Genomic DNA, 13,870 nt, shown 5'->3' on the forward strand with positions numbered 1-13,870 from the left:
TGCGACCGCTTTAGTCTTACCTGTTTCCGCTACTTATCGCTCGCAACGCTTGATATTCATGTTCCGGCTTCACGTAAATCTCATAGATTTGCGCTCGTTCGCCGATCAGGAATCCTCCGCGTTGCGGCCGGGCCGTTAACGGAGATTTCACCGTGTACGGGACACCCGCGTTGATGAGTTGGCCCGTCACTCGAAACAGATCGCTCTCATTCGTCGCGACATAGAGCACGATTCGGCTGCCGGGCGTCAGCGCTTCGAACAAACGTTTCCAAAAGCCCATTTTTGAAAACCTCCCCATGACAGGAATTGGGAAAATAAAGTCGAAATGTTAACGGAGTATCGATTGGCATCCGTTAATCGGGGAGAGTGCAAGGTGGAAGGCATATACAAAACGAAAATCAGGGAAACCGAACTGGCCGATCTCGTCAGGAAAACGCTCGGCGGCCGTCTGACGAAATCGCGAGAGATGACGGGAGGCTGGGCCAACAGCGCATACGCACTTGAGTTGGAAGACGGAATGCGGGCGGTGTTGAAAGCCGGGCCGCCGAAATCCGCGCGGATGATGCGTTACGAAGTCAGGATCATGAAAACGGAAGTGGAGGCGATGAGGCTGTTGGCATCGTCGCCGCTGCCCGTTCCGCAGGTCTATCATTACGACGACACCTGCACCGAGCTGCCGGTCGAATTCTTCATCATGGAGCACATGGATGGTGAGATCTATGGTTCGGTCAAACCGTCGCTATCGGAAGCAGAGCGGGAAACCATCGATGCCGAGCTGGGCCGATTGAACCGAATTCTGAACGAAGTGCGGGGACAACGGTTCGGCCTGTATGCCCAGCCTTCGGACGCCGGATGGAAGGACACGTTCATGGACCTCATTTTCGGCGTCCTGCTGGACGGGGAAGAGATGGGCGTCGTTTTGCCGGTGCCGTATGCGGAAATCCGAGGAGAAGTTTTGGCCCGGAGCGAAGTTTTGGATGAAGTGAAAGAGCCGCGTCTCGTCCATTGGGACTTGTGGGACGGGAACGTGTTCGTGAAGGACGGTGCCGTGACGGGCTTAATCGACTTCGAGAGGGCCTTGTGGGGAGATCCTCTCATGGAAGTCTATTTCAGTCATTTCAACCGCTCGCCCGCGTTCCTGCGCGGATACGGCAAATCCAAACTGAGTGAAAGCGAGTTCGCCAGAAGGTCTTTATATGATCTGTATCTCGATCTTATCCTGTACGTCGAATGCACGTTCCGCCAATACGACGACGAAGGGCATATCCGGTGGGCGCGTGACAATCTGGCGGAAGGACTGGCGCGTTTCATGAACGGACAGCATCGGTAAAGGAAAAGGCATGCATCCCAAAGTAAATCATTTCCATATTATAGCACGATCGGCAGGACACGACATGGCTTTGCAGCGAAACATCCATGGCAACCCGTGGATGTTTTTTTCTTTCTTGAGGACATATGTCCTATCGCCGGTGCGTTGAAATCCCGTTAAATAATAGACAAATCAGGAAAGCGGGAGGACAATGATGGTAGGAGCTTTATTCGCGTTTATGGGAGGGGCTTTCATTGCCCTGCAGGGGGTCGCCAATGCGCGGATCGGCCAGGATCTCGGCACATGGCAAGCTGCGGCGCTGACTCAATTCACCGGATTCGCCGCCGCGCTGCTTATCCTGCTGTTCGTCAAAGAACGCAGATGGCGCGCATTCGCGCAGGTGAAGCCGATCTATTTGATCGGCGGAGCGTTCGCGGCGATCATTATTTCCAGCAACGTGACGGCCATTCACCGAATCGGGGCCACTCTCACGATCGCAGCGGTGCTGATCGCCCAGCTGTGCCTGACCTTCACGGCGGACAGCCGGGGGTGGTTCGGCGTGGAGAAACGGAAAATGAGGCTGCCGCAGTTTCTCGGAATCGGGATGATGGCAGCCGGTGTCGCGATTATAAGTTTATGAAGGTTAAGCGGGCAGAAAGCAGGGGGAACACGCGGCATGAGAGAAATCAAGGATCAGGAGCAATTGGCGGCATACTTGGGCGTTCCTCCGTTGGACAACGCTTTTCCCAAACCTTTGCTCCCGCATCTCACGCTGTGCCGTTTTGAACGGGGGGAGCGGATTTGCTCACAAGGGCAAAAAGCGGAATACCTATATGTTTTGGTCCAGGGAAAGATCAAAATCTACACGGTATCTCCCGAAGGGAAGACGCTCATCCTGTCGTTCAAAACGCCGATTGAGCTGATCGGGGATATCGAATACGTACGGGACATCGAGATTATCAATACGGTCGAAGCCGTGTCAGAAGCCGTCATGATCCGCGTTCCTTACCGATGGCTGAGACAATATGCCGGCGAGCATCCGCCGCTGCTGCGTCTGCTGCTGGACGTATTGGCCCGCAAATTCCATCTCAAATCCAACTCGATGCGCTTCAACCTGATGTATCCGGTGGAGGTGCGGTTCGCGAGCTATCTGCTTGCCGTTTCGTTCGACGAATCGGATACATTGTACGAAGGCCGGCTCGGCGCCGTCAGCCTGAAGGATGCCGCCAACCTGATCGGAACCAGCTACCGGCATCTGAACCGCGTGATCCGGCAGCTGTGCGCGGACGGCTTGATCGAACGCGTACGAGGGTCGATTCGGGTGAAGGACAGGCAAGGTTTGAGAGCTTTGGCCGGCAACGGCATTTACGAATAAGGCAAGGTGAACATTCATGGCACTTGGTTTCCTATTGTCCGTACTCGCGGGAGCGTTGGTCGGCATGCAGAACATTTTTAACAGCAAAGTGAACGAACGGGCGGGATCCTGGATGACGACGGCGCTCGTATTGGGGCTTGGCTTTGCCGCCTCCCTGACGATCGGGCTGTTCGTTGAAGGCAGTCATCTGTTCCATTTGAGCGGCATGAAAATTTGGTACGGATTCAGCGGCTTGATCGGGGTCGGGGTTGTCGTCTGCCTGATGCAGGGAATTCGCCGGCTCGGTCCGACGTATGCCATTGCGATCGCGTTAACCTCGCAGCTCGGCTTTGCGCTGTTGTGGGATTCCCTCGGCCTGTTGGGCCTCGAGAAGGAGCCGTTTACGCCCAAGCAGCTGATCGGCGTGCTGGTCATCGCAGGCGGCATCGTTTGCTTCAAATGGGGAGAAAGCAGCCGAGAACGGTCCGCCGCAAATTGAATTGGCCCCGCAAACCTTATATACTTGAAGCATTCAAGAGGAAAAGGGGGTTGGTAGGGATGGCAATCCGGGAAGATTGTCGGACTCGCTTGACTCATGCAAAGCCAGGCACGGAGGCGATACTTTGCATGAGGCGCGATCCGGTTTAACCCTATCGCCCCATTAAACGGAGATCGTTTCGCATGCCCGGCTTTGCGCCTTATTTTTCAAGACTACGAATAAGGGGCGAAATGCCATGTGCGAACCGTTTATGAGAAACCATCAATATAATTCGATCATCAAGCAGCTCGGCATCCTGCAGCACACGCTAAGAACCGTGACCGACCGCAAGGTCGTCTCATCGGTCCGATCCGGCACCGAAGAGCATATCGCTTCTTTGCTGCCGGATTCGGCGGAAGGCAGGAAGCGGTTGCTGGAAGACGTTTCCCGGCTGGAGACGGCCGACGATTTCCGCCGATATGCGGCTTTGCTGGAGCCCTATCGGGAGGAGTTCCCGCGGGTGACCAAGGAGCAGCTGTTGAAGCTGTTCCCCAAGAACAAGAAGCTGAAGATTCCCGACTTGGCGTCGTTGGATTATCGGAACATCAGCTATCTAAGCTGGGTCGATATCGCCGCAAATAAGCTGTTCCTCGTTTATCCGTTGGACGGCCGGCTCGTCGGCGTTGAAGGCAGATTCACGTCGACCCATAAGAAAAACTATTGCTTCGTTTGCAACCGTTTCGAAGAGCTGGCGCTCTTTACGGCCATCACGAAGAAGAGGCCGGCGTTCGCGTCGCCGGATTACTACAAGGCGGTCGGCAACTATTTGTGCTTAGACGGACATGTTTGCAACAACAACATGACGGATACCGAAGCCTTGGAGAGATTTATCCGAACGGTCATCGAATAACGCCTGGCACGGCAGTACGGAACGCGGGAATCGCGTTTCGTACTGCCGTTTGTTTTGCGGATCGGATCGACATTCGTACAGGTCAAGGCAAGGCGCCTCACATAGTTTGTTGTAAGGAGGTGGCGCCGTTTTGCCCGATAAGCTGATGATCGTCGCGCATCCGGATGACGAGACCATTTTCGGAGGAGCCGCGTTGCTCAAGGAAGGGAATTGGAAAGTCATCTGCGTGACGAACCGAAACAACCGCCGAAGAGCCAAGGAGTTCAGTCGGGCGATGAATGCGCTCGGTGCGGATTACGAGATGTGGGATTACCGGGATCGCCGGCACGGTCATTTCGGGCCACGCCATGCGTTATACGGGAGAATCAGAGGTATTTTGCGGAAACAGCCTTATCGAAAAATCGTGACGCACGGATTGTCCGGCGAGTACGGCCATCGCCAGCACAAAATCCTGTCGCGAATCCTCCATAAGCTGGTGAGGCGAAACCTCTATACGTTCGGCCTTTCCTCGAACCGGCTGCCTCGACCGCTGCTGGTCAAGAAGATCCGCGTGTTGAAAAAGTATAAGAGCCAAATGTACATCATCCGGAAATTGAAGCGTTATGTCCATCATGAAGGGCTAATTAGGGTGAAACCGCTTCATCGGCTCCTTCCCAACCGCACGAAACTCCTCTATAATTCAGAGCGATACAGCGGGAGGAGTGTTGGATATGGCAAAAGTCGTCGTGACCGGCGGAAGCGGCATGTTGGGGCGCTGGGTGGTCCGTCATTTCGTCGAAACGGGATACGAAGTTTTAAACGCGGATACGCGGCAACCGGAGGAAGGCTTGTGTCCTACGCTCATCGTGGATTTGGAAGATCTCGGCCAAACTTATGGAGCGCTCGCCGGCGCTGACGCCCTCGTGCATCTGGCGGCGATCCCGAGAGCCGGCATGGTGCCGCCTGAGGTAACGTTCCGCAATAACGTCATGTCAACCTACAACGTGCTGGAGGCGGCGGCCGGACTCGGCATCCGGAAAGCCGTTATCGCCTCCAGCGAATCGTCTTACGGCATCTGCTTCGCAGTACATCCGTTCGGACCGCAATACGTGCCGATGGATGAAGCGCACCCGCAGCTGCCCCAAGACAGTTACGGCTTGTCCAAAGTGGTGAACGAAGCGACGGCGGACATGTTCCACCGCCGGACCGGCATGCAAGTCGTGTCTCTGCGGCTGGGCAATGTCATTCCGCCGGAGTGGTACGAGCGGTTCCCGTCCTTCATCCACAAGCCGGAAGAACGCGAGCGCATTTTGTGGAGCTATATCGATACGAGGGACGCGGCTGAAGCTTGCCGGCTCGCGATCGAAGCGGAAGGACTCGGCTCGGTGGCGCTGAACCTGGCGTCCGACGAGTCTAGCATGGACATCCCGAGCCGCGAGTTGATGGCCGCCCGGTATCCGGAAGTGGAGGATTTCCGGGCTCCGATGGACGGATACGAGACGCTGCTGAACAACGAGAAGGCCAAACGCCTGCTTGGCTGGCAGCCGAAGTACAAGTGGCGCGAACAGCTCTGGAAGTAAAAGGGAAAGCATAGAAATAGCGATGGGATGGCGGACAACTGGTACATGAGATAGAAACTGCTTGACGAGTGTCAATCCCGTAGCTTCCTGATTGCCGCCGTTATGAGCAATCGCACTTTCTGTCCGGCCGGTTGGGCCAGTGAGATGAAACTTTGCAGGCCATTTTTCCTGTGTACCGTATGATTTCCTTTTCCTGGAATGACAAAAACAGTGTTTTGAATGTTAGGTAAGCTCTTTCCTTTGGAAAGGGCTTTATTTATTTCCAGCGGAACTGCCAACGATTGGGAGAACCTGATGCTTTGCATGAGCAACAGCACGATCAAATATGCGGCTGCCATGTGAGGGACGAACAGAGAAACCCAAACTGCACCTTTATGGGCAGAGCTGCTCGTCTTGGTCTAGCGCCATTAAGCCTCTCCAATTCGGCAAATCGCCATTGGAGATCTACGCTGCGGGTGACAGCAAGAAGTTTATTGGCCGCCATCGTTCCCGCCTTACGGACGGAATTGAGCGGGATGAATATCATAATTTTCTCGTACAATGGCGGCGGATTAGACTATTCTTATGTTGGCAAAAGTCCTGAATGCAACGTCGAAAATTGTTAATTTGTAGACAGTAATACCCAATGCCAACCCGGACACAATCAAGATACCCATTCACTCTGGTCTTATTTTACCATTTATTTGTAAAAGTTGTTACGATTATGACTTATTGGGTGTCACTTATATTGTAGGGACAATCCTAAATGGGGGAGGTGTTTAAGAATCAACGAATGAAAATATCGTTTCTATATACCAGAACGGTCATTAAGCTTAACGCGCGGAAGGATTTACTCATGAATTGGCGATCATCTTTATCTACAACATGTTTACCACAATGAGAAGAAGAAAATGGTGAAGGAGGAATTAAGGCATGAAAACGAATAAAAGCAACGATCCTGCCCTTTTGTCAGTCGTCGTGGCCCTTGTAGTCATGCTTTCCAGCTTGCCAACTGCTAATGCCAGTTCTGTAAATCCACACTGGTATGCGATTCAACGGCTGACTGCAACAAATACCGGCATCTATTCGTCTATTACAAACGATCAGGAGGATTTAAGCCATGTATCCGGTACGTTTATTAACAAAGAAATGTGGCTTGGTTTTAACACAGCCGGAACCCGTTGGATAGAAGCTGGAACTACGCGTGGGCCAGTAAGTAATAGCGACGGATATGTAGATGATTGGCATGGTCATTTTATTGCCTATGAAACCGCCTCTGGCGATTACCACGAAAGGAATGTGGAGACAGAGTATAAGACGGGAACGCATAATTTCCAAATTTCACGAGATACCGTTAATGGTTCCACCAATTGGACGATTTATTTTGACTACAATCGAGTAGCCACAATTCCGGCCATTACGGATACAAGCGGGATATCCCATGACGTAGGGATTGAAAGTAGTGATTCGGATAATTCTTTTACTAGCGGAACGTATTCTTCCGCGATGCAGTATCGGAACACATCGGGTTCGTGGGTGACATGGAGTTCATCTTCAGCCACCCGTACAGACCTTACCAACGGAACCGGTTGGACCACAACATATTCGTCCTCTAACAATCGGTTGACGTATACTCACAACTAAAGTGAAAGGGAGATGAGTGAAATGAAATCCGTTGCTAAATGGACGACTATATTAGCTGCAACAGCTGTTCTTGCAGGGGGCATCTGGTACACAACGAACGCTAATGCCGCGAATGCTCCACAGTTGAAGCCGTTTGGAGCTGAAGCTCAAACCTACAATCTAAATCCTGAGCCTAAATTAAAATCGAATCAAGATCAGAAGCAGAGCATTTTGGCTAAGAAGGACGTAATCGCAAGCAAGTTTAAATTAAAAGGGAACAACAAAATTGTCTCCTTTGAATTAAAGCCATGGAGTGAATACAATTCCGTCAATTCAAAGGACGGTGTTGAGGAGCTCAATACTTCAATTGATGAGAACAGACTTGTCTGGGTAGCTGTAGTCGATTATGCAGATGGATATGATACGCGGGTGGGCCATTTTAAGAGTGCTTCCGTTACTTATGTTATTGATCCAGAAACGCAGCATGTTCTGGCCAAGGATGTTCACGGCGAACAAGACACCTTCGTTGGCGGACCAGCTAAATTTGCTGGAAAAAAACCTGTAGATGCTGAGTAGCTTGATAAATTGAAAAGATTTTGCACGGCGACTCCTTGTTATCAGGAGTCGCTTTGAATTTTCCGAAGTACCCTTGTCCGTGTCGACCGCCTGCCGTGCGGATCCGATGATCGCGGGCGGGGTGCTGTTTTGTCCAAAACGTGAAACCGTTCGCGGCTGTGATATCCGTCACAGGGGGGAGAAGGCCTGACCGTTACAATGGGGGCAACGCGATCGAATAGGGGTGATGTCGTGTACCGAACGTATATCCCGAACCAGCACGGCGCGTGGGCCATGTTGGCCGTCCCGTTTCTGATGGGCGGTTTCGCGGCCCGTTTCGTGCCCTTGCACGCTTTGTTGTTCATCGTCTGGCTCTTGGCTTACTTGTTCGTCTACGTCTTGCTTCAATGGATTCGAACCGGCAAAGGGAAACGATACCGCAATCCGGCGATCGTCTACGGCGCTTCCTTGCTGCTCAGCGGAACGGCGCTGCTCGTTCTGCATTCGGCTTCCGCCCGGATGGCGCCGCTCTTCCTGCCGTTACTCCTGGTCAACGCGTATTACGCAAAACGGAACCGCGAGCGGGCTCTCGTCAACGATATCGCCGCAATCGTGCAATTCTGCTTGATCGCGTTCGTTTCTTACGAATTAGGTGGGGTACGCGACTGGAGCCAAGCGTTGGAGCTGTTCGTCTTTTGCGTGCTTTATTTCGCGGGTACGGCCTTGTACGTCAAAACGATGATCCGCGAACGGAAAAACCCGGCTTATTACCGGATATCCGCCGTTTATCACTTGGTGTTCCTGGCCGTTGCCTCCTCGCGTTATTCGCCGCTGTTCCTGATCCCGATCACCGTGTTGTTCATCCGGGCACTCTGGTCCCCGCGAACGACGCTTACGATCAAGCAAAGCGGCATGCTCGAAGTGGCCTATTCCGTCCTGATCGTCATTTCCGCTTGGATGGCATACACCTGACCGTCCGATTGAAAGGAGTTCATTCACATGTCGGAACGATCCAAAACCGTCGACCTGCTTCGTCAGATTCGTTTGTTCGGCGTCCTTACCTTGCAGGAGCGCCTCAGCTTAAGCCGAATCACCGTACAGCGAAAAAAAAGGAAGCATACAACCGTCTATGAAGAGAACGAGTCTGCGGAAGCCGTGTACGGCATCGTTTCCGGTTTGGTCAAGACCTTGCGCAAGGACTCGCCGGACCGGATCGGCTTCTTTGCGACCGGAGACTTTTTGCCTGGCGTTTGGCCGCAGAGGGGGGCTCGCTATGAGGAGACCGCCGAAACGATTTCGCAAACGGCACTCGTGAAAATTCCGATTGCCGAATTCGCTGCTTGGTTGGAGAGAAACCCCGCAGCGGCTGCGAAAATCAGCCGAGCTTACGAACGTGCCATAATGGGAACCCAGGAGACGGCGGACGCCGAAAGTCGGGGACGGGCCTTTCTGCTTCAGCTGGCGGACCATTGCGGAAGGGTGACGGGAGGCAAAGTCCGGGTCGGCATTCCGATGACGAACCAATCGTTCGCCCTTACGATCGGCACGACCAAAGAGAACGGAGAGCTGCTTCTTCGCGAATGGCACGAACGGGGAATCGCGGACATGGGCCGTTCCGGTTTCGTGATTCACGACGTTGAGGCGCTGAAAATGACGAAATGATGACATCGATACATATGTGATTTATTTCACATTATCTGATCGATTTTCCGGTTATGCTGGGTTCATGAAAACCAAGGAGGAAAATGAACATGAAATCGCACGCTCTGCTGGACAACGCGCTGCCGCCCGCCGATATGCGCCAGTTGGTTTTGGATACGGCGGTCGTTCGGGCCAAACAAGAACACGACCTGCTGAAAAGGGAGCTTCAGGACATTTACGATTTGGCCTGCACGGTCCGAAGCGACATGAACGTTCCCCGGCTCAACCGCGAAATCCGTGAGCTGAACGAGAACGTCAAACGGTTCATGGCGGAATGGAATATCCACGTGCAATGGGAGGAAAACGAGCTGTTCCCGTACGCTTCCTGGTATCTCGGCGGCGAGCCCGATCTGTTCGCCTTGATGGAACAGGAATACGAACTCGCCGAACAATTCATCCGCGCGTTTCTGCATACGCTGGACCGCGCCGTTATTCCCGTACCGCATGACGAGGCATACCGGATGGCTTCTTATTTGCTCCAAGCGTACGCGGTTCTCAAAAACCGTTTCGTAGAGGAAGAGGAGATCATGTCGGCGCTGACGGATCGATCCAATCGGTTCGATTTTTAAGCTGCCGAGTCATGTGACCATTTTCACAAACTAATCTTCAGAAGTGTGATGGACTTCACATTCCGATTCCAGAAACTCCTTCATAATGAGGCTGTACGGAAAACCAATCCAATACCCCGAGGGGAGATGACCGTCATGGTCATGAGATTTTTCAAAGAAAACGTGTGGGCTGCCGTTGCGATTACGCTGCTGAGATTGTATGTCGGTTGGGAATGGATGCATCACGGCTGGGAGAAATTGACGGGCGGCTTCGACGCCGCGGGCTTCCTGAAAGGAGCAGTCGCCAAGCCGGTCGCCGACCACGCGACGAATGCGGTACTGTTCCCGAACTACACCTACTTCATCCAGCACTTCGCCTTGCCGAACGTCAAACTGATTAACGTCTTGATCCCGCTGGGCGAATTCCTGATCGGGGTCGGGCTCATCCTCGGCGGACTGACGCTGACGGCCGCATTCTTCGGCATGATGCTGAACTTCCTGTTCCTCTTCGCCGGCACGGTCAGCACGAACCCTTGGCTGCTGGTGCTGGGCGTGATCATCTTCACCGCAGGCGCCAACGCCGGACGCTTCGGGCTAGACGGGTACGTGTTCCCGCATATCGGCAAAGTTTGGGCGAAGCTGACGCATCGGAAAGACAAAACCGGTAACGGCGGCGTCGGCAAAGCGCTTCCGCACTGACGTTCGAAAGGAGCGAGCCACAATGATGAGGCACTCGCAATCGCCGCCGCTGCTCGACTTGGTGCTCACCTACGATCAATGGAAGGAAGAACACGATTCTCTGCACCGAAGGCTCCTGGACCTGTGCCGCTTCATGAAGTGGAACCCCGTCCGTGACGAGATGGAGGATTGGGAAGACCACCATCAAGAGGTCAGGAAAGCTTTTATCCCGTTCATGCTGGATTGGCAGCGGCATTTGAGCCGGGAGGTCCGAACGATCTATCCCTTCGCGAAGTCTGCGACATGCGCCGGCCGCATCGGTCCCGTGGGCGTACTGGAGCAGGATGGCACCATCGCCGCCCAATATTACGAGACGTACCTAAAGGCAGTGGAGGCAGGCGCTCCTGCAGAAGAAGCGCTGCCCCACCTGCTGCAAGTGCTGATGATCGTCGCCGAGCATTTCCGGATCGAGGACGAGACGGTGGTGCCCGCAACCGAGCAGTTGATGAACGAGATCGCATACAGCGGCTCTTAACAGCCGAATGGAGGGTGCCCGATGGCAACCAAGGAGAAGGTTCAGGAAACTTTCGTATCCGCTCAAGAGGAAGTAAGCCGGCTGGCCGCAAGTGCGAAACAGGCGCAGGACGCTTATATGGCACTGGATCAGGAGCAGGTCGACCGCATCGTCCACCAAATGGCGCTGGCGGGACTCGATCGGCACATGACGCTGGCGAAGCTGGCGGTGGAGGAAACCGGACGGGGCGTCTACGAAGACAAGATCACCAAAAACTTGTTCGCGACGGAGTACATCTACCACAGCATCAAGAACGAGAAAACGGTCGGCGTCATCGAAGACAATCCTTACGAAAACTATCGCAAAGTGGCGGAGCCGGTCGGCGTCATCGCCGGAATTACGCCGGTGACCAATCCGACCTCCACGACGATGTTCAAGGCGCTGATCGCAGCGAAGACGCGCAATCCGATTATCTTCGCGTTCCACCCGTCCGCCCAGCGCTCCAGTGCGGAAGCGGCCAAGACGCTGCTGGAAGCCGCGGTGGCGGCCGGCGCGCCGGAGCATTGCATCCAGTGGATCGAGCATCCTTCCGTCGAAGCGACGCAGCTGCTGATGAACCATAAAGACGTTGCGCTTGTGCTGGCGACAGGCGGATCGGCGATGGTCAAAGCCGCTTACAGCACCGGCAAACCGGCGCTCGGCGTCGGACCCGGCAACGTACCCTGCTTCATCGAACGGACAGCCGACCTGGAACAAGCGGTCACCGACCTGATTCTGTCCAAGACGTTCGATAACGGCATGATCTGCGCTTCCGAGCAAGCCGTCATTCTCGACGAGCCGATCTACAAAGAAGCGAAGAAGCTGATGACGCAGCTCGGCTGCCACTTCCTGACCAAAGAAGAAACGGAAGCCGTCTCCAAGCTCGTGATCAATCCCGACAAATGTGCCGTCAATGCGGTCATCGTGGGACAGCCTGCGGTCAAAATCGCCGAAATGGCGGGAATTGCGGTGCCGGCCGGAACGAAAGTGCTTGTCGCGGAACTGGAAGGCGTAGGCCCTAAATTCCCGCTGTCGGCGGAAAAGCTGAGCCCGGTTCTCGCGTGCTATAGAACGAAGACGGCTGAGCAGGGGATCGAAAGAGCCGCGCAGGTCGTGGCGTTCGGAGGCATGGGCCACTCCTCGGTCATCCATTCGAAGGACCAGGCGGTCATCGCCGCATTCTCTGCAAGGCTGCAGACCGGCCGCATTATCGTGAACGCTCCTTCGACGCACGGCGCGATCGGCGACATTTACAACACCAACCTGCCGTCGCTGACGCTCGGCTGCGGATCGTACGGCAGCAACTCGACGACCTCCAACGTCACCGCAGTCAATCTGATCAACGTGAAGAGAGTCGCCTACCGCACGCTGAACATGCAATGGTTCAAGGTGCCTCCGAAAATTTACTTCGAGCGCGGATCGACGCAATATCTCGAGAAAATGCCGGATATCAGCCGGGTCATGATCGTCACCGACGCCGCGATGGTGAAGCTGGGCTACGCGGAGAAAGTGGAGTACTACCTCCGCAAGCGCAAGCAGGCGGTGGCGGTCGAAATCTTCTCGGACGTGGAACCGGACCCTTCGGTGGATACGGTTCGCCGGGGAACCCGGATGATGGAGCAATTCAAGCCGGACTGCATCATCGCCCTCGGAGGCGGCTCTCCGATGGACGCGGCGAAAGCCATGTGGCTGTTCTACGAATACCCGGACACGAGCTTCGACTCGCTCAAACAGAAGTTCCTGGACATCCGCAAGCGGATCTACAAGTATCCGCGGCTCGGACAGAAAGCGAAGTTCGTCGCGATCCCGACGACTTCGGGAACCGGCTCGGAAGTGACCTCGTTCGCGGTCATTACCGACAAGGAGAAAGGCAACACGAAATATCCGCTCGCGGATTACGAACTGACGCCGGACGTGGCGATCATCGACCCGGATTACGTGTACAGCCTGCCCAAAACGGCGGTGGCGGACACGGGCATGGACGTCTTGACGCACGCCATTGAAGCCTACGTCTCGGTCATGGCGAACGATTTCACCGACGGCTTGGCGCTTAAGGCCATCCAGCTCGTATTCGAGAACCTGGAAGCTTCCTACGCGACGGCCGATCCGAAAGCGCGCGAGAAAATGCACAACGCGTCGACGATTGCGGGCATGGCGTTCGCGAACGCCTTCCTCGGAATCAACCACAGCTTGGCGCACAAATGGGGCGGGCAGTACCATACGGCGCATGGACGCACCAACGCGATTCTGATGCCTCATGTCATCCGGTACAACGCGCAGAAACCGACGAAGTTCGCGTCGTTCCCGAAATACGACCATTTCGTCGCCGACAAGCGATACGCCGATATCGCGAGACTGCTCGGGCTGCCGGCATCGACGACGGAAGAAGGCGTGGCCAGCCTGATCGACGCCATTCGCAAGCTCAACCGCGTCCTCGGCATTCCCGAGTCGTTCCGGGAGCTCGGATTCGACGAGAAGGATTTCGAAGCGAGGGTGGAGGAACTGGCCGATCGGGCGTTCGAGGACCAATGCACGACCGCCAATCCGAGAATGCCGCTCGTCACCGAGCTGGCCGGCGTTTACCGCAACGCGTTTTACGGCAATTTCCAAGCATAACCGCTCA

Annotated in this window: 16 protein-coding genes and 1 pseudogene; 15 read left to right on the forward strand and 2 right to left on the reverse strand. The window is 54.6% G+C overall.

The window, feature by feature from the left end; all coding sequences use genetic code 11:
* Nucleotides 1-16 precede the first annotated feature (16 nt).
* Nucleotides 17-280 (reverse strand): hypothetical protein, encoded by a 264-nt coding sequence (locus EAV92_RS06785; RefSeq protein ID WP_123040359.1) that lies wholly within the window; start codon nucleotides 278-280, stop codon nucleotides 17-19.
* 93 nt (nucleotides 281-373) lie between these two features.
* On the opposite strand from EAV92_RS06785, the gene EAV92_RS06790 reads away from it, so the two are divergent.
* The 7 genes and pseudogenes from EAV92_RS06790 to EAV92_RS06820 all read left to right on the forward strand — a co-directional run bounded on the left by EAV92_RS06790 (nucleotide 374) and on the right by EAV92_RS06820 (nucleotide 5,610).
* Entirely contained in the window at nucleotides 374-1,330 is a 957-nt protein-coding gene (locus EAV92_RS06790) for a phosphotransferase family protein (protein WP_164472651.1), read from the forward strand.
* 193 nt (nucleotides 1,331-1,523) lie between these two features.
* Nucleotides 1,524-1,949 (forward strand): DMT family transporter, encoded by a 426-nt coding sequence (locus EAV92_RS06795; protein WP_123040361.1) that lies wholly within the window; start codon nucleotides 1,524-1,526, stop codon nucleotides 1,947-1,949.
* 36 nt (nucleotides 1,950-1,985) lie between these two features.
* Nucleotides 1,986-2,684 (forward strand): Crp/Fnr family transcriptional regulator, encoded by a 699-nt coding sequence (locus EAV92_RS06800; RefSeq protein ID WP_123040362.1) that lies wholly within the window; start codon nucleotides 1,986-1,988, stop codon nucleotides 2,682-2,684.
* A 16-nt stretch (nucleotides 2,685-2,700) separates the two neighbouring features.
* Nucleotides 2,701-3,162, forward strand: coding sequence for a DMT family transporter (locus tag EAV92_RS06805; RefSeq protein WP_123040363.1), 462 nt, complete (start codon nucleotides 2,701-2,703; stop codon nucleotides 3,160-3,162).
* Nucleotides 3,163-3,397: 235 nt separating this feature from the next.
* Complete coding sequence (locus EAV92_RS06810) at nucleotides 3,398-4,051, forward strand: FusB/FusC family EF-G-binding protein (protein ID WP_123040364.1); 654 nt, start codon at nucleotides 3,398-3,400, stop codon at nucleotides 4,049-4,051.
* A gap of 145 nt (nucleotides 4,052-4,196) precedes the next feature.
* Nucleotides 4,197-4,460, forward strand: a pseudogene (locus EAV92_RS25180) (PIG-L deacetylase family protein); the annotation flags it as partial.
* Nucleotides 4,461-4,761: 301 nt separating this feature from the next.
* Entirely contained in the window at nucleotides 4,762-5,610 is an 849-nt protein-coding gene (locus tag EAV92_RS06820; RefSeq protein WP_123040366.1) for an NAD-dependent epimerase/dehydratase family protein, read from the forward strand.
* Nucleotides 5,611-5,681: 71 nt separating this feature from the next.
* Here EAV92_RS06820 and EAV92_RS24415 read toward each other — a convergent pair whose 3' ends face one another.
* Nucleotides 5,682-5,933, reverse strand: coding sequence for a hypothetical protein (locus EAV92_RS24415; protein ID WP_164472652.1), 252 nt, complete (start codon nucleotides 5,931-5,933; stop codon nucleotides 5,682-5,684).
* Nucleotides 5,934-6,522: 589 nt separating this feature from the next.
* Here EAV92_RS24415 and EAV92_RS24420 point away from each other — a divergent pair.
* The 8 genes from EAV92_RS24420 (at nucleotide 6,523) to adhE (ending at nucleotide 13,863) form a co-directional block, all read left to right on the forward strand.
* Nucleotides 6,523-7,233 (forward strand): hypothetical protein, encoded by a 711-nt coding sequence (locus EAV92_RS24420; RefSeq protein ID WP_164472653.1) that lies wholly within the window; start codon nucleotides 6,523-6,525, stop codon nucleotides 7,231-7,233.
* 21 nt (nucleotides 7,234-7,254) lie between these two features.
* Nucleotides 7,255-7,788 carry a hypothetical protein gene (locus EAV92_RS06825; RefSeq protein WP_123040367.1) on the forward strand — a complete coding sequence of 178 codons (534 nt, stop codon included), beginning with the start codon at nucleotides 7,255-7,257 and terminating at the stop codon, nucleotides 7,786-7,788.
* A gap of 231 nt (nucleotides 7,789-8,019) precedes the next feature.
* Complete coding sequence (locus EAV92_RS06830; RefSeq protein ID WP_241158461.1) at nucleotides 8,020-8,739, forward strand: YwiC-like family protein; 720 nt, start codon at nucleotides 8,020-8,022, stop codon at nucleotides 8,737-8,739.
* A gap of 27 nt (nucleotides 8,740-8,766) precedes the next feature.
* A complete protein-coding gene (locus EAV92_RS06835; RefSeq protein ID WP_123040369.1) occupies nucleotides 8,767-9,429 on the forward strand; it encodes a Crp/Fnr family transcriptional regulator in 663 nt (220 codons plus the stop codon).
* Nucleotides 9,430-9,518: 89 nt separating this feature from the next.
* Nucleotides 9,519-10,037 carry a hemerythrin domain-containing protein gene (locus tag EAV92_RS06840; protein ID WP_164472654.1) on the forward strand — a complete coding sequence of 173 codons (519 nt, stop codon included), beginning with the start codon at nucleotides 9,519-9,521 and terminating at the stop codon, nucleotides 10,035-10,037.
* A gap of 135 nt (nucleotides 10,038-10,172) precedes the next feature.
* The gene (locus EAV92_RS06845; protein WP_123040371.1) at nucleotides 10,173-10,715 is read left to right on the forward strand and encodes a DoxX family protein; all 543 of its coding nucleotides are present in this window, start codon (nucleotides 10,173-10,175) and stop codon (nucleotides 10,713-10,715) included.
* 22 nt (nucleotides 10,716-10,737) lie between these two features.
* Nucleotides 10,738-11,229, forward strand: a complete 492-nt coding sequence (locus EAV92_RS06850) for a hypothetical protein (protein WP_123040372.1) — start codon at nucleotides 10,738-10,740, stop codon at nucleotides 11,227-11,229.
* 21 nt (nucleotides 11,230-11,250) lie between these two features.
* Entirely contained in the window at nucleotides 11,251-13,863 is a 2,613-nt protein-coding gene (gene adhE, locus EAV92_RS06855; RefSeq protein WP_123040373.1) for a bifunctional acetaldehyde-CoA/alcohol dehydrogenase, read from the forward strand.
* The last annotated feature ends 7 nt before the right edge of the window (nucleotides 13,864-13,870 follow it).

This window comes from Cohnella candidum (assembly GCF_003713065.1).
GTDB lineage: Bacteria > Bacillota > Bacilli > Paenibacillales > Paenibacillaceae > Cohnella > Cohnella candidum.